This is a genomic window from Pseudoxanthomonas sp. UC19_8 (assembly GCF_042700505.1).
In the GTDB taxonomy this organism is placed as follows: Bacteria; Pseudomonadota; Gammaproteobacteria; order Xanthomonadales; family Xanthomonadaceae; genus Pseudoxanthomonas_A; species Pseudoxanthomonas_A winnipegensis.
On the sequence record NZ_CP170559.1, the window covers coordinates 3,166,701 to 3,181,747 of the forward strand.

Consider the following 15,047-nt stretch of genomic DNA (forward strand, 5'->3'; position numbering starts at 1 on the left):
AGCCCATGTTCGCCTACTACTTCAACCTGGCCCTGCGCAGCTTCAGGCGCAACAAGGTCCTGACCGCGCTGATGGTGCTGGCCGTGGCGCTGGGCATCGGCGTGTCGATGACCACGCTGACGGTGTTCCACATCCTGTCGGGCAACCCGATCCCCGCCAAGAGCGACAAGCTGTTCTACGTGCAGATGGACCCGCGGCCGATGGCCGGCTACAAGCCTGGCGGCGATCCGTTGGAACAGATGACCCGCTTCGACGCCGAGACGCTGCTGCGCGACAAGCGTGCCGACCGGCAGGCGGTGATGAGCGCAGGCAACGTGGCGATCGAGCCGGACACGCCCGGGCTGACGCCGTTCGTGCTGGAGGCGCGCTTCACCTCGGCCGACTTCTTCCCGATGTTCGACGTGCCCGTCGTGCAGGGCCGGGCCTGGACCGGCGAGGACGACGCGGCGCGGGCGCGGGTGGTGCTGCTGTCCAGCGCGCTGGCGCAGAAGCTGTTCGGCAATGCCGATCCGACCGGACGCACGCTGCAGCTGGGCAAGACCGCCTTCCGCGTGATCGGCGTGGTCGGCGACTGGAATCCCAACCCGCGCTTCTACGACCTCACCAACGGCCGCTACAACGGCGAGTCGGAGGAGATCTACGTGCCGTTCTCCACCTCGCGCGATCTGCACTGGGGAAGCAGCGGCAACATGAACTGCTGGGGCGATGGCGACGACAAGGATCCGGAAGGCGCCACCGGCCCGAACCAGCCGTGCGCCTGGCTGCAGTACTGGGCACAGCTGGACACCCCGCAGAAGGTCGCCGACTACCGCGCTTATCTGACCAACTACTCCGACCGCCAGCACGCGGCCGGCCGCTTCCAGCGGCCCTCCAACGTGCGCCTGAGCGATGTGATGACCTGGCTGGACTTCAATCAGGTCGTGCCCAGCGACGTGCGCCTGCAGGCCTGGCTGGCGCTGGGGTTCCTGGGCGTGTGCCTGCTCAACACCGTGGGGCTGCTGCTGGCCAAGTTCCTGCGCCGCGGCGGCGAGGTCGGGGTGCGCCGCGCACTGGGCGCCACGCGCTGGGACATCTTCCTGCAGTGCCTGATCGAGGCCGGCACCGTCGGCCTGGCCGGCGGCGTGCTGGGCCTGGGGCTGGCGACGCTGGGCCTGTGGGCGGTGCGCCATCAGCCGACCGACTACGCCGACCTGGCCCGGCTCGATCTGCCGATGCTGGTGGCGACCTTCGTCCTGGCGATCGTCAGCAGCCTCATCGCCGGCGTCCTGCCCGCATGGCGGGCGATGCAGGTGACGCCGGCGATCCAGCTGAAAACGCAGTAGGGCAGGAACGAGCGGAGAGAAACGAGTGAAGGCGGATGCCTTGCGATTCCTTCTCCCCGCACACGACAGCGCCACTTCCACTCGTTTCTCGTTCCTCTCCACTCGTTCCTCGCTCCAGGAGCCCCCATGGATATCCGCCCCATCCTCTCCACGCTGCTACGCCACAAGACCGCCGCCGCCCTGATCGTGCTGGAGATCGCGCTGAGCTGCGCCATCGTGTGCAACGCGCTGTTCCTGATCGGCAATCGCCTGGACCACATGCAGCGGCCCAGCGGCTTCGACGAGGCGCATCTGGTGTTCGTGAAGGCCAGCGGCATCACCAAGGACGAGGAGGCCAGAGCCGTCACCCGGGCCGACCTGGACGGAATGCGGGCCATTCCCGGCGTGGACTCGGCCACCGTGATCAACCAGATCCCGTTCGGAGGTTCGGTGTGGATGAGTGGCATCAAGCTGCGCCCGGAGCAGGAGGATTCGACCCTCAGCACGACCAACTACATGGTGTCCGAAGACGGGCTCAAGACCCTTGGCCTGCGCCTGCTGGAAGGCCGCGATTTCGCCGCGTCGGAGTACGTGGACGACGGTGCCGGCTGGATTCCGTCGGTGATCGTCAGCAAAGCGCTGGCCCAGCGCCTGTTCCCCGACCAGGGCGCGGTCGGGCAGTCGATCTATGTCTTCGGCGACAAGCCGCACCGGATAGTAGGCGTCGTCGAGCACCTGCCCAGGCCGCGCGACGGCGGCGCGTCGGCGGCCGAGTACGACATGAGCATGCTGTTTCCCTCGCGCGTCACCTATAGCGATGGCGGCACCTATGCCCTACGCGTGCACGACCCGGCCCGGCGCGCGGCGGTGCTGGAGCAGGCCAAGCGGGTCATCGCCGCGCACGGCCCCACCCGAATCATCAGCAAGGGCGGCACCGGCACGCTGGAAGACAAGCGCGCGCGCTACTACCGCAACGATCGCGCCATGGCCTGGCTGCTGGTAGCGGTGAGCGCGGCGCTGCTGGTGGTCACCGCGCTGGGCATCATCGGCCTGGCCAGCTTCTGGGTGGCCCAGCGCACCCGCCAGATCGGCGTGCGCCGCGCCCTGGGCGCGACCCAGGGCCAGATCCTGCGCTACTTCCAGACCGAGAACTTCATCCTGGCCACGCTCGGCATCGTGCTCGGCATGGTGCTGGCCTACGCCATCAACCAGCTGCTGATGAGCAAGTACGAACTGCCGCGCCTGCCGCTGGTCTACCTGCCCGTGGGCGCGATCCTGCTGTGGCTGCTCGGACAGATCGCGGTGCTCTGGCCCGCGCGTCGCGCCGCGGCCGTGCCGCCGGCGATCGCCACGCGCAGCGCGTAAGCGCCCACGCAGGAGCCGCACATGTTCGCCTACTACCTCGATCTGGCCTTGCGCAGCTTCGGCCGCAACAAGGCGCTGACCACGCTGATGGTGCTGACCATCGCGTTGGGCATCGGCGCCTCCATGACGACCCTGACGGTGTTCCACGTCATCTCCGGCGATCCGATCCCGGGCAAGAGCGACCGTCTGTTCACCGTGCAGATGAACGTGCTGCCCGACAGCCAGTACGATCCCGACGACGCAGGCGAGTCGCTGCAGATGACCCGCCTCGACGCCGAGGCGCTGCTCAAGCAAGCGAGCGGCAAGCGCCAGGCGATGATGTCGGCCGGTCGCGTGGTGATCATGCCGGCCACCGCCGGGCAATCCGCGTTCCGGGTCGAGTCGCGCTATACCACCGCGGACTTCTTCCCGATGTTCGACGTGCCGCTGCGCTATGGCCAGCCCTGGTCCGCGCAGGACGATGGCGATCACGCGCGGGTGGCGGTGATCTCTTCCAGGCTCAACGAGACGCTGTTCGGGGGCGCCGACAGCACCGGCCGCACCATCCAGGTCGATGGCCAGGGGCTGCGCGTAGTCGGCGTGCTGGGCGCCTGGGCGGTCAATCCGCGCTTCTACGATCTGACCAACAACGAGTTCGGCGACAGCGAGGACCTCTTCGTCCCCTTCTCCACCGCGCTGGACATGAAGCTGGCACTGAGCGGTTCGATGTGGTGCTGGGGCGACACGCCCGAGGGCCGGACCGCGCTGTCGGCGCCCTGTGCGTTCCTGCAGTACTGGACCGAGCTGGACAGCGCCGCGGACGCGGCCGGCTACCGCCGCTCCCTGGACAACTACATCGCCCACCAGCACAGCCTGGGCCGCTTCCGTCATCCGGGCGAGGTCCAGCTGCGCAATGTGATGGCGTGGCTGGACCACAACCACGTGGTGCCGTCGGACGTGCGCCTGCAGCTTTGGCTGGCGCTGGGGTTCCTGCTGATCTGCCTGCTCAACACCATCGGCCTGTTGCTGGCCAAGTTCCTGCGCCGCAGCGGCGAGATCGGCGTGCGTCGCGCGCTGGGCGCCAGCCGGCGCACGGTGTTCGCCCAGTACCTGGTCGAATCCGGCATCGTCGGCCTGAGCGGCGGCGCGCTGGGCCTGCTGCTGGCCCTGGCGGGGCTGGCCGTGGTGCGCCGCCAGCCGGCCGATTACGCGTCGCTGGCGCACATGGACGCCACGATGCTGCTGGTCACCTTCGCCCTGGCACTGCTGAGCAGCCTCGTGGCCGGCGCGTTTCCCGCGTGGCGCGCAATGCAAGTCGCGCCGGCCATCCAGCTCAAGTCGCAGTAAGGAGACCCCATGGAACTGCGCCCCATCCTGTCCACGTTGCGCCGGCACAAGATCGCCACCGCGCTGATCGTGCTGGAGATCGCCTTCAGCTGCGCGGTAGTGTGCAACGCGCTGTTCCTTATCGGTCAGCGCCTGGAGCGCATGCAGCGGCCCACGGGCCTGGACGAGACGCATCTGGTCGAGGTCAATGTCGGCGGCATCGGCGAGCAGAGCGACACGCTGGCGATGACGCGCGACGACCTGGCCGGATTGCGCGCGATCCCCGGCGTCACCTCGGCCTCGATCATCAACCAGCCAGTGTTCGGCGCATCGTTCGGCGTCACCGCGATCAAGCTGCGGCCCGACCAGATCAAGCCCACCGCGACCGAGACCATGTACCTCGGAGGCGGGCAGATCCTGCGGACGCTGGGGTTGAAGATCGTGTCCGGGCGCGACTTCAATGACGATGAATACCGCGACTTCCGCGCCAATCCCGCGTCCGAGGCCGAGGGCGGCAGCACGCCGGTGATCCTGAGCCAGGCATTGGCCCACCAGCTGTTCCCCAGGCAGAACGCCGTGGGCAGGACGCTTTACATCGACGGCACCAATCCGGTGGTGGGCGTGGTCGATCGGCTGGTGCAGCCGCGCGACAACGGGCGTTCGGCCCAATACGACTACGCCGTGCTGTTTCCGACCAACCTGCCTTACACCCGCGGCACCTATCTGCTGCGCGTGGCCGATCCGAGCCAACGCGCGGCCGTGCTCGCCGCCGCGCTGGACACGCTGTCCAAGCGCGGCCCGACACGACTGGTGTCTCGCGAGGAGGCACGCACCGTCGAGCAGGCGCGCCAGGCGTACTACAACAACGACCGCACCATGGCCTGGCTGCTGGTGAGCGTGTGCGTCGTGCTGTTGCTGGTCACCGCGGGCGGCATCGTCGGGCTGACCAGCTTCTGGGTGCAGCAGCGCACACGTCAGATCGGCGTGCGCCGCGCGCTGGGCGCCACGCGTGGGCAGATCCTGCGCTATTTCCAGACCGAGAACCTGCTGCTGGTCAGCGCCGGCATCGTGCTGGGCATGCTGATGGCCTACGCCATCAACCAGCTGCTGATGAGCAGGTACGAGCTGCCGCGCCTGCCGCTGAGCTACCTGCCGGTGGGCGCGGTGCTGCTGTGGCTGCTCGGACAGGTCGCGGTGCTTTGGCCTGCCCGCCGCGCCGCGGCGGTGCCGCCGGCGATCGCCACGCGCTCGGCGTAAGGCTGGTTCACCGCATCCCGCGAGGAGTCCGAACGTGATCGCCTACTACTTCCGCCTGGCCCTGCGCAGCCTGCGCCGCACGCCGGTGATGACCGCGCTGATGGTCTGCGCCATCGGGTTGGGCATCGGCGCGAGCATGACCATGCTCACGGTGCTGCACGTGATGACGCAGGATCCGATTCCGGCGAAAAGCGGCGCGTTGTTCTATCCCACGCTGGATCCGATGCCGTCGGACTGGCCGGCGGGCAAATGGGGCAACCCGGCCGACAACCTGACCTGGCCCGACGCGATGGCGCTGATGCGCCAGGGCAAGCCGGTGCGGCAGGCGGTGATGGCCGGGGGCGGACTGTTGGTATGGCCGCTGGATGCGGCCGGACGTCCTACCGAACATGGCGGACGCTATACGACCTGGCAGTTCTTCGACCTGTTCGGCGTGCCGCTGGAGCACGGCAGCGGCTGGACCGCGGCCGATGACGAACGTCACGCCCGCACGGTGGTCCTCGGGCACGACCTGGCGATGAAGCTCTTCGGCAGCACCGACGTGGTCGGCCGCAGCGTGCGCCTGAAGGACACGGCCTTCCGTGTCGTCGGGGTCGCGGCCAAGTGGTCGCCGCAGCCGCGCTTCTACCTGGACCTGAGCAGCGGCCAGTCCTTTGGCGACACCGATGATTTCTTCCTGCCGCTCTCCACCGCGATGGAACTCAAGTACGACGTCTCCGGCAATCAGGCCAACTGGGACGACGCGCTTCCGGAGGACATGCAGAAGTCGCCCAGCATGAGCTGGCTGCAGATGTGGGTGCAGCTGGATACGCCGCAGCAGATCGCCGACTACCGGCGCTTCCTGCACGACTATGCCGCCCAGCAGCACGCCAGCGGGCGCTTCCAGCGCAGCCCCGACACCGCCAAGCTCTATCCGCTGATGGACTGGCTGGCCTACAAGAAGCTGGTGCCATCCGAGGTGCAACTGCAACTCTGGCTTGCGATCGGCTTCCTGCTGGTGTGCCTGGTCAATATCGTGGCGCTGCTGCTGGCCAAGTTTCTGCGGCGCGGTGGCGAGATCGGTGTGCGGCGCGCACTGGGCGCGCGCGCCAGCGACATCGTGCTGCAACTCGGCTGTGAGGCGGCCCTGGTCGGCGTGGCCGGCGGCCTGCTGGGAACGGCGCTGGCGCAGTTCGGGCTGTGGAGCGTGCGCCAGCGTCCGGATGGCTATGCCCGGATCGCGCAGATGGACGCTGGGCTGCTGATCGCCTCGGTCGCACTGGCCATCGTCGCCACGCTGCTGGCCGGGCTGGTTCCCGCGTGGCGCGCCAGCCGTATCTCTCCCGCTCTTCAGATCAAGGCGGTCTGATCATGGCGCTGCCCCTCAAACCCATCCTGTCCGCACTGCGCCACCACCGCCTCACCGCCGTGCTGCTGACCCTGCAGGTGGCGCTGACCTGCGCCATCGTGATCAACGCTGGCTTCCTGCTGGTGGAGCGGATCCAGCGCATCACGCTCGATTCGGGCGTGGCCGAGGACGAACTCTCCGTCATCTCCGTGCGCGGGCTCGATGACGCTGCCAACGCCAAGGCGCAGCAACGCACCGACCTGGCGGCCCTGCGCGCCATCGACGGCGTCAAGGTTGCCGCGTCGATCGACAATGGCAGCCTGCCGCTGTCGCGCAGCTCGAGCACGACGGGGGCCTGTGGCACGCAGGCGGAGATGGACCGGGCCAAGGCGGCCCATGGCACCGACAGCATCGGCGGATGCGTGTCGATGGCGTTGTACGGCGGCTCGGACGGCATGCTGGAAGCACTGGGCCTGCACCTGCTGGCCGGTCGCGATTTCACGCCCGCCGAGCGTGATGCCGACAAGTCCACCGCCGTGATCGTCTCGCGCACCATGGGCGCGCGCCTGTGGCCCGGCGAGAACCCTGTGGGCAAGCAACTCTACGGCTTCGGCGGGCCCCTGCCGGTCGTGGGCGTGATCGAAGACGTGCTCAAGCCCTACGTCGACGAGCCGGCCGAACAGCACATGGTGATGCTGACCTCGAAGAACCGCGCGGAGATCTCCAGCACCTACGTCCTGCGCAGCGCGCCGCAGGATCGCCAGCGCGTCCTGCGCGCCGCCGCGGCCGCGCTGGACAAGGCCGGGCCGGTCAGGCTGATTCCGGAGGACGGGCAGCGGACTTACACGCAGATCCGCCACGATTATTTCCAGCGCGACACCACCATGCTCGGCCTGCTGCTTGGCTCCTCGCTGGCGCTGCTGTTCGTCACCGCGCTGGGCATCGGCGGCCTGGCGAACTTCTGGGTCGGCCAGCGCACCCGCCAGATCGGCATCCGCCGGGCCGTGGGCGCCACGCGGCGCGACATCCTGCGCCACTTCCAGGCCGAGAACTTCCTGATCGTGGGCGCCGGCGTCGTGCTGGGCATGCTGTTGGCCTACGGGCTGAACCAGCTGCTGATGCGCCAGTACGAGCTTGATCGCCTGCCGCTGTTCTACCTGCCCATCGGCGCGGCGCTGCTGTGGGCGCTGGGCCAGCTCGCCGTGCTGGGTCCGGCCCTGCGCGCTACGCGTGTGCCGCCGGCCATCGCCACGCGGGGCGGGTGAGCCATGTCCATCTCGAGGAGACCTTGACCATGCCACGCCCTGTCCTGATCGCCCTGTTGCTGGCCTGCGCCGCGCCCGTGGCGCTCGCCGCCGCTCCGGCCGACCGCTCCAGCCACCACGAAAGTCATCTGCGCGTCGACGACAGCTCGCTCACCTGGGACAGCGATGGCCGGCGCCTGGCCATGCGCGACGGCGCCGACGGCGTTCGCGTCGTGGAGGCCAATACCCTGCGCCTGCAGCCGGGCGATGTAGTGACCCGGGTCGGAGACACGCCGGCGCGCAGCGTCCGCCAGTGGCTGGCGGCCCTGCGCGCTCGGTCTGGCAAGAGCGTGGTCCTGCAGGTCCGCGGGGTCGACGGACGCGTGCGCGTGGTGCAGCTCTCCGGCGGCGAGATCGCCGACCTGGCACCGCCGCCTCCGCCTCCGCCGCCCCCTCCGCCGCCGCCAGCCCCCATCCGCTGATGCGCGTACTTCACATGCACCGCGTCGTTGCCCCGCACGCCCGGCTGCACCAAGGCCTGCGCGTTAAGCTGCACCCAATTTGGTTTCCGGATAGGAGTCCGACAATGAAGGCCACCATCCTGAGCGCGTTCCTGGCCCTCGCGGCGAGCCAGCCGACCGGCGCGGCGGCCGCGGAAGCGTCCCTGCAGGACACCATCAGCGCGCTCGATACGCAGGTCTTCGATGCGTTCAACCGCTGCCAGGATCCGGCGCAGCTGGCGCGGCACGCGGCGTACTTCGATCCGGCCGTGGAGTTCTATCACGACACCGGCGGGGTGACCTGGACCCGCGATGCGATGCTGGCCAACACCAAGCAATATGCCTGTGGCCGCTACACGCGCGAGTTGGTGCCCGGCAGCCTGAAGGTCTATCCGGTCAAGGACTTCGGCGCCATCGAACAGGGCCAGCATCGCTTCTGCCAGGCCGGATCGCAGCAGTGCGACGGGCTGGCGGACTTCGTCATCGTCTGGCGCCAGCACGACGGCCAGTGGACCATCACCCGCGTGCTGAGCTATGGCCACCGCAGCCAGTGAGCCGCATGCCATGATCTGGCTCCGTTCCCGTTCCTGGACTCCCTCCATGCGCCTGCCTGCGCGCTTCCTGCTTGCCGCCGCCATGAGCGCGGCGCCGCTGCATGCCGCGCCACAGACCGCGCCGGACCAAGGCGTGCTGATCTCGCAGGACACGCTGGACGGCTATACCGGCCGCTACGTCACCCCCGACAAGCTGGCGCTGCGCGTGTGGCGCGAAGGCAACGTGCTGAAGCTGCAGCCCGAGGGCGGGTCGACCACGACGCTGATCGCCGATTCGGAAACCACGTTCCACACCGACGGCCAGGCCGCGCGCGTGGAGTTCGCCTTCGACGCGGCCGACCGTGTCAGCCACCTGCTGCTGGTCCAGGGCGGCGCCACGGTCAAGGCCTTGAGGCAGCAGTGAGCGGAGCGGGGTGAGGCGTGAGTCGAAACACTGATCCCCGCGCGCGCCCTCGCTTGTTCCTCACTCCTCGCTCCACCCACTCACTTCTCGCTCCACCATGCCCACTCTGCTGATCATCGACGACAACCCGGCCGTGGCCACGGCGCTGAACGTGCTGTTCTCGCTGCACGACATCGGCACGCTGCACGCGGCCACCCCGGAGGAGGGCCTGGCGCTGCTGGAACGCGAGGCGGTGGACCTGGTGATCCAGGACATGAACTTCTCCGCCGATACCACCAGCGGCGAGGAGGGCCAGGCGCTGTTCGCACAGATCCGCGCACGCCATCCCGACCTGCCGGTGGTGCTGCTGACCGCGTGGACACACCTGGAAGCGGCGGTAGAGCTAGTCAAGGCCGGCGCGGCCGACTACATGGGCAAGCCCTGGGACGACCGCCGCCTGCTTGCCACGGTCAATACGCTGCTGGAGCTGTCCGAGGCGCGCGCCGAACTGGACCGCCGCCGCGCGCGCGATCGCCTGCAGCGCGCGCAGCTGGAGCAGAAGTACGACCTGTGCGGCGTGGTGTTCAACGATCCGGCCAGCGAGCGCGTGCTGGCGCTGGCCTGCCAGGTGGCGCGCAGCGACCTGCCGGTGCTGATCACCGGCCCCAACGGCAGCGGCAAGGAGAAGATCGCGCAGATCGTGCAGGCCAACTCCGCGGTACGCCATGGCGCCTTCGTCACGCTCAACTGCGGCGCGCTGCCGAGCGAGCTGATCGAGGCCGAGCTGTTCGGCGCCGATGCCGGCGCCTACACCGGCGCCAACAAGGCGCGCGAAGGCAAGTTCGAGGCGGCCGACGGCGGCACGCTGTTCCTGGACGAGATCGGCAACCTGCCGCTGGCAGGCCAGATGAAGCTGCTGCGCGTGCTGGAGACCGGCAAGTTCGAGCGTCTGGGCTCCAACCGCGAGCGCAGCGTGCGCGTGCGCGTGATCAGCGCCACCAACGCCGACCTGCCGGCGATGATCCGCGACGGCGCGTTCCGCGAAGACCTCTATTACCGCCTCAACGCGATCGAGCTGGCGCTGCCGCCGCTGGCCGACCGCCCCGGCGACATCCTGCCGCTGGCCGCGCACTTCGCCGACAAGCCCATCGGCGACTCGGCGCGCGCCGCGCTGCTGCGTCATCCCTGGCCCGGCAACGTGCGTGAGCTGCGCAACGTGATCCAGCGCGCCAGCCTGCTCAGCCCCGGCGCCCACATCGAGGCGGCCGACCTGAATCTGCCGGTCGCCACCGCGCCCGTGCGCACGCATGCGCCGGTCCAGGAACCCGACCGCGCCCAGATCGAAGCGGCCATCGCCCGCGCCGGCGGCGTCATCGCCCAGGCCGCCAGCGAGCTGGGCCTGAGCCGCCAGGCCCTGTACCGGCGCATGGAGCGCCACGGCATCAAGAGCCCGACATGAAGCACTCGCTCGCCGGCCGCCTGCTGCTATGGCTGATCCCGCTGGGCGTGGCGGCCATCGCGTTGCCGCTGACCCTGCGGCAGTGGCTCGAGGACGACTGGCTGGTGGGCGTGATCAGCGCCGCGCTCCTGCTGCCGCTGGCGGCGTGGATGCTGCACCAGGCGCTGGCGCCGGTGCAGTCGCTGTTCCGCGCGCTGTCCGGCTCGGTCAACAGCTATCGCGACGGCGAGTTCAACTTCGGCATCCACTGGCAGGGCCACGACGAACTGGCCGGCCTGGTGACCTCGCACGAGGAACTGGGCCAGGTGCTGCGCAGCCAGCGCCAGGGCCTGGCCCAGCGCGAGCTGCTGCTGGACAGCATGGTCCAGCACTCGCCGGTGGCGATGCTGCTGCTGGCGCCCGGTGGCGATGGCGGCATGCGTGTGGTGTTCGCCAACCTGGCCGCGCGCACGCTGCTCTACGGCGGGCGGCGCATGGAGGGCCAGCCGTTCGAGCCATTGCTGCAGCAGGCCCAGCCCGAACTGGTCGAGGCCCTGCAGCGCGGCGGCGACAGCCTGTTCGCCGTGCCGGCCGATGAGGAAGGCGGCGAGGAGCAGATCTATCACCTGGCGCGGCGCCGCTTCCAGCTCAACGGCCGCCAGCAGGAGCTGCTGCAGCTGTGGCGCCTGACCACCGAACTGCGCCGCCAGGAGGTGCAGACCTGGAAGAAGGTGATCCGCGTGATCAGCCACGAGCTCAACAACTCGCTGGCGCCGGTCGCCTCGCTGGCGCACTCGGGCGGCGAACTGGTGCGGCGCGGCCGCCACGACCAGCTCGAGCACGTGTTCGCCACCATCGAGGAACGCGCGCGGCATCTGGAGGAATTCATCCGTGGCTATGCGCGCTTCGCCAAGCTGCCGCAGCCGCAGAAGCAGGCGATCGAATGGGGCGCCTTCCTGCGTGGGCTGCAGCAGCAGATCGGCTTCAATATCGAAGGTCACGCGCAGGACACGCACAGCCGCATCGACCCGGCGCAGTTCGGCCAGGCCCTGCTCAACCTGGTCAAGAACGCGCACGAATCCGGCGGCGATCCCGCCCAGGTCACCGTGCGCGTGCTGCCGCTGGGCAACCAGGTGCGCGTGGAAGTGCTGGACCGCGGCAGCGGCATGAACGAGGCCGTGCTGCAGAACGCGCTGGTGCCGTTCTATTCGACCAAACGCAACGGCACCGGCCTGGGGCTGGCGCTGACCCGCGAGATCATCGAGGCCCACGACGGACGCATCGCCCTGCACAACCGCGAAGGCGGCGGCCTATGTGTAACCCTGCACCTGCCAACCACCTGATCCGTTGCTGACGTGGATTGGAGCGGCTCCTCCCTGTAGAGCGGAGCTTGTGGCAATCCCCTTTTGGGGACTCCGCTGCTCTTCGTTCGGTGCGTGGGAAAAGCCCCAGCGGAGCAAGCTCCGCTCTAGAGATCTGAGGAGACAGTTGCTCCCACCTGCTCCCCTCAGCGGCTCCCCGCGTACGCCGTGCAATCCACTTCCAGCAGCGCCTTCATCGGCAGCGCGCTCACCGCCATCGCGCTGCGCGCCGGCAGCCGCTCGGGCTTGAACGCCGCGGTGTAGATGGCATTGAAGGTCGACCAGTTGGCCATGTCGGTGATCATGACCGTACAGCGTGCCACATCGTCCATCGACCGCCCGGCGCGCTGCAGCGCCTTGGCCACATTGGCCATGGTGTTGCGCGCCTGGGCGTCGAATGCGTCCGGCAGCTTGCCCTCCGCATCGACACCCAGCTGGCCGGAAACATACACCGCATCGCCCGCGCGCACCGCCGCCGCATACGGCGCCTTGCTGCCGGCGGGGCTGAAGTATTCAAGATCCGCGGCCGGCGCGACGGCAGCGAACACGGAGAGGGTCAACAGTGCGGTACTGCACAGCAGAAGGCGTGACGGCGTCATGGGTCGGGTTCCAGGGACAAGGAGCGGAAGATGCGCACGCCGGCGCCGCTTCTGGGCACCGGCCTTCGCACCGCGTTGCGCGCAACGCCTCCCATTGAACGCCCAGCGAACTTACCTGCCTTGCTCGTCCAAGACCAGTGCTTTTGAAAGGGGAGCTGCGAGCAATCAGAGGTGAGGGCGATGGCGCAACCGCCTTTGCTCGCTCCTCAGGCCTCCCGCTCACTTCTCCTTCTTGACCGGCCGCGTCCAGCCTTCCAGGGTCTGCTGGCGGGCCCGGGCGAGGGTCAGTTCGCCGGCCGGGGCGTCGCGGGTGATGACCGAGCCGGCGCCCAAGGTGGCGCCATCGCCGATGGAGATCGGCGCCACCAGCGCGCTGTTGCTGCCGACGAACACGTTGTCGCCGATGGTGGTGGTGAACTTGTTCACCCCGTCGTAGTTGCAGGTGATGACGCCCGCGCCGACGTTGGTGCGGCTGCCGATGACCGTGTCGCCCAGGTAGCTGAGGTGATTGGCCTTGGTCCCCACGCCCAGCACGGCGTTCTTGGTTTCCACGAAGTTGCCGACATGCACGCCGTCGGCCAGCACCGTGCCCGGCCGCAGCCGTGCGAACGGGCCGATCTGCACCGCGCCCTCGGTGACCACGCCGTCCAGGTCGCAGTGCGCGCGCACCTCGGTGCCCGGGCCCAGCTTGACGTTCTTCAGGCGCACGAAGGGGCCGATCTGCACGCCGTCGCCCAGTTCGACCTCGCCCTCCAGCACCACGTCCACATCGATCTGCACGTCCAGGCCGACGCGCACGGTGCCGCGCTGGTCCACGCGCGCCGGATCGATCAGCCGCGCACCGGCCAGGCACAGCGCCTTGGCCTGTCGCATCTGCCAGGTACGCTCAAGCTGGGCGAGCTGCCAGGGATCGTTGGCGCCCTCGGCCTCCAGCGGGTCGGCGACCAGCACCATCTCGGCCGGGGTGAACTCGGCCGCGGCCATGCCGAAGATGTCGGTGAAGTAGTACTCGCCCTGCGCGTTGTCGTTGGACAGCTGCGCCAGCCAGCGATGCAGCGCCGTCGATTCGGCGGTGACGATGCCGGTGTTGATGGTGCGGATGCGGCGCTGCTCGTCGTCGGCGTCCTTGTGCTCGACGATGGCGCCGACCTTGCCGTTGGCATCGCGCACGATGCGACCGTAGCCGCTCGGATCGTCCGGCTCGGCCACCAGCACCGCCAGGCGGCCCGGCGCATGCAGCAGGCGCAGCAGCGTGTCGGCGCGGATCAGCGGCACATCGCCATAGAGCACCAGCACGGTGGCCGCGTCGGGCACCTGCTCCATCGCCTGCTGCACGGCATGGCCGGTGCCCAGGCGCACGGCCTGCTCGGCCCACTGCAGGTCGGGCTGGTCGGCGAAGGCCTCGCGCACCGCCTCGCCGCCATGGCCGTAGACCACGTGGATCGCCTCGGGCTGCAGCGCACGCGCCGTATCGATCACATGCGCCAGCATCGGCCGGCCCGCGATCGGCTGCAGCACCTTGGGCCGCACCGAGCGCATGCGCTTGCCCTCGCCGGCGGCCAGGATGATCACGTGCAGGGGAAGCGTCATGGGCGTGCGTCGCTGGAAGACATGGCGAAGGATTCTAATCGTCCCGGCCCGCGCCCACGTCACAGCGTGCCGGCAGCGCGCAGTGCTGCGCCTCGCCTGCGATAATCGCGCGTCTGCAGGCCGCAACCCTCAAGGAAGATCGTCTTGTCCGAATCCCGTTCGTCAACCGCCCCGGCGCTGTCCTGGAAGTTCACCCTCGGCCTGGCCGCGCTGCTGACCCTGCTGACCGCGCTGATCAACGGTCAGGACCGCAACTGGGACCTGCGCAACTACCACCTCTACACCGGCTCGGCGCTGCTGCAGGGGCGTCTGACACAGGACATCGCCGCCGCCCAGCTGCAGACCTGGCACAACCCGGCCGCGGATCTGCCGTTCGTGTGGATGGTGCATGCCGGTTGGCCGGGTTGGCTGATCGCGTTCTGGCTGAGCCTGCCCTCGCTGCTGGCGCTGTTCTTCGCCCTGCGCCTGCTGGACCGCTGCTGGCCGCAGGCGCGCAGCCGCATGCGCCTGGTGCTGACCGGCGTGTTGGCGCTGACCGGTGCGGCCGTGGGCCCGAGCGTCGGCTCGACCTTCAACGACGCCCTCATCGCCGCCGGCGCGACCGGGGCGCTGTGGTGGGTGCTGCGCTCGCGCGAGCAGGCCGGCCTGTGGAAGACCTGGCTGCCTGCCGGGCTGATCCTGGCCTGGCCACCGGCCTGAAGCTGACGGGCGTCATCTATTGCGTCGCGCTGGGCGCTGTCGCCCTGCTGGCCGGCCCCCTGCGCCAGGCACCGCTGCGCGTGCTGGCCGTGGCGGTCGGCGGCCTGCTCGGCGGCGTCGTAACC

Annotated in this window: 14 protein-coding genes; 12 read left to right on the plus strand and 2 right to left on the minus strand. The window is 69.2% G+C overall.

Annotation, left to right across the window (positions count from 1 at the left end):
* Positions 1-5: 5 nt before the first annotated feature.
* From ACFJIT_RS14005 to ACFJIT_RS14055, 11 genes are all read left to right on the plus strand, one after another.
* Complete coding sequence (locus ACFJIT_RS14005; RefSeq protein WP_379653957.1) at positions 6-1,322, plus strand: ABC transporter permease; 1,317 nt, start codon at positions 6-8, stop codon at positions 1,320-1,322.
* Positions 1,323-1,448: 126 nt separating this feature from the next.
* On the plus strand, positions 1,449-2,666 hold the full coding sequence (locus ACFJIT_RS14010; protein WP_379653958.1) for an ABC transporter permease: 1,218 nt from the start codon (positions 1,449-1,451) through the stop codon (positions 2,664-2,666).
* Between the two features lie 21 nt (positions 2,667-2,687).
* Positions 2,688-3,992, plus strand: coding sequence for an ABC transporter permease (locus ACFJIT_RS14015; protein WP_379653959.1), 1,305 nt, complete (start codon positions 2,688-2,690; stop codon positions 3,990-3,992).
* 9 nt (positions 3,993-4,001) lie between these two features.
* Entirely contained in the window at positions 4,002-5,228 is a 1,227-nt protein-coding gene (locus tag ACFJIT_RS14020) for an ABC transporter permease (RefSeq protein ID WP_379653960.1), read from the plus strand.
* A gap of 34 nt (positions 5,229-5,262) precedes the next feature.
* Positions 5,263-6,576 (plus strand): ABC transporter permease, encoded by a 1,314-nt coding sequence (locus tag ACFJIT_RS14025; protein WP_379653961.1) that lies wholly within the window; start codon positions 5,263-5,265, stop codon positions 6,574-6,576.
* A gap of 2 nt (positions 6,577-6,578) precedes the next feature.
* Positions 6,579-7,820, plus strand: a complete 1,242-nt coding sequence (locus ACFJIT_RS14030) for an ABC transporter permease (RefSeq protein ID WP_379653962.1) — start codon at positions 6,579-6,581, stop codon at positions 7,818-7,820.
* 29 nt (positions 7,821-7,849) lie between these two features.
* Entirely contained in the window at positions 7,850-8,281 is a 432-nt protein-coding gene (locus ACFJIT_RS14035; RefSeq protein ID WP_379653963.1) for a hypothetical protein, read from the plus strand.
* A gap of 104 nt (positions 8,282-8,385) precedes the next feature.
* The gene (locus ACFJIT_RS14040) at positions 8,386-8,853 is read left to right on the plus strand and encodes a nuclear transport factor 2 family protein (protein ID WP_379653964.1); all 468 of its coding nucleotides are present in this window, start codon (positions 8,386-8,388) and stop codon (positions 8,851-8,853) included.
* Positions 8,854-8,899: 46 nt separating this feature from the next.
* Positions 8,900-9,256, plus strand: a complete 357-nt coding sequence (locus tag ACFJIT_RS14045; protein ID WP_306993784.1) for a hypothetical protein — start codon at positions 8,900-8,902, stop codon at positions 9,254-9,256.
* A gap of 97 nt (positions 9,257-9,353) precedes the next feature.
* Positions 9,354-10,694 (plus strand): sigma-54 dependent transcriptional regulator, encoded by a 1,341-nt coding sequence (locus ACFJIT_RS14050; protein ID WP_130533844.1) that lies wholly within the window; start codon positions 9,354-9,356, stop codon positions 10,692-10,694.
* Positions 10,691-12,016 carry a sensor histidine kinase gene (locus tag ACFJIT_RS14055; protein WP_379653965.1) on the plus strand — a complete coding sequence of 442 codons (1,326 nt, stop codon included), beginning with the start codon at positions 10,691-10,693 and terminating at the stop codon, positions 12,014-12,016. The genes ACFJIT_RS14050 and ACFJIT_RS14055 overlap by 4 nt, the downstream gene beginning before the upstream one ends.
* A 164-nt stretch (positions 12,017-12,180) precedes the next feature.
* Here the strand turns inward: ACFJIT_RS14055 and ACFJIT_RS14060 are convergent, their stop codons facing one another.
* The gene (locus tag ACFJIT_RS14060; RefSeq protein WP_379653966.1) at positions 12,181-12,582 is read right to left on the minus strand and encodes a RidA family protein; all 402 of its coding nucleotides are present in this window, start codon (positions 12,580-12,582) and stop codon (positions 12,181-12,183) included.
* A gap of 270 nt (positions 12,583-12,852) precedes the next feature.
* Positions 12,853-14,223 (minus strand): bifunctional UDP-N-acetylglucosamine diphosphorylase/glucosamine-1-phosphate N-acetyltransferase GlmU, encoded by a 1,371-nt coding sequence (gene glmU / locus ACFJIT_RS14065; protein ID WP_379653967.1) that lies wholly within the window; start codon positions 14,221-14,223, stop codon positions 12,853-12,855.
* A 144-nt stretch (positions 14,224-14,367) separates the two neighbouring features.
* Here glmU and ACFJIT_RS14070 point away from each other — a divergent pair, with 144 nt between their 5' ends.
* Positions 14,368-14,922, plus strand: a complete 555-nt coding sequence (locus tag ACFJIT_RS14070; protein ID WP_379653968.1) for a hypothetical protein — start codon at positions 14,368-14,370, stop codon at positions 14,920-14,922.
* Positions 14,923-15,047 lie beyond the last annotated feature (125 nt).

Bases quoted from the DNA above. Each gene is read 5' to 3' on its own strand.
- ACFJIT_RS14015 (WP_379653959.1), top strand. From the start codon at position 2,688: ATGTTCGCCTACTACCTCGATCTGGCCTTGCGCAGCTTCGGCCGCAAC.
- ACFJIT_RS14045 (WP_306993784.1), top strand. From the start codon at position 8,900: ATGCGCCTGCCTGCGCGCTTCCTGCTTGCCGCCGCCATGAGCGCGGCG.
- ACFJIT_RS14030 (WP_379653962.1), top strand. From the start codon at position 6,579: ATGGCGCTGCCCCTCAAACCCATCCTGTCCGCACTGCGCCACCACCGC.
- ACFJIT_RS14020 (WP_379653960.1), top strand. From the start codon at position 4,002: ATGGAACTGCGCCCCATCCTGTCCACGTTGCGCCGGCACAAGATCGCC.
- ACFJIT_RS14055 (WP_379653965.1), top strand. From the start codon at position 10,691: ATGAAGCACTCGCTCGCCGGCCGCCTGCTGCTATGGCTGATCCCGCTG.
- ACFJIT_RS14040 (WP_379653964.1), top strand. From the start codon at position 8,386: ATGAAGGCCACCATCCTGAGCGCGTTCCTGGCCCTCGCGGCGAGCCAG.
- ACFJIT_RS14035 (WP_379653963.1), top strand. From the start codon at position 7,850: ATGCCACGCCCTGTCCTGATCGCCCTGTTGCTGGCCTGCGCCGCGCCC.
- ACFJIT_RS14005 (WP_379653957.1), top strand. From the start codon at position 6: ATGTTCGCCTACTACTTCAACCTGGCCCTGCGCAGCTTCAGGCGCAAC.
- glmU (WP_379653967.1), bottom strand. From the start codon at position 14,223: ATGACGCTTCCCCTGCACGTGATCATCCTGGCCGCCGGCGAGGGCAAG.
- ACFJIT_RS14050 (WP_130533844.1), top strand. From the start codon at position 9,354: ATGCCCACTCTGCTGATCATCGACGACAACCCGGCCGTGGCCACGGCG.
- ACFJIT_RS14010 (WP_379653958.1), top strand. From the start codon at position 1,449: ATGGATATCCGCCCCATCCTCTCCACGCTGCTACGCCACAAGACCGCC.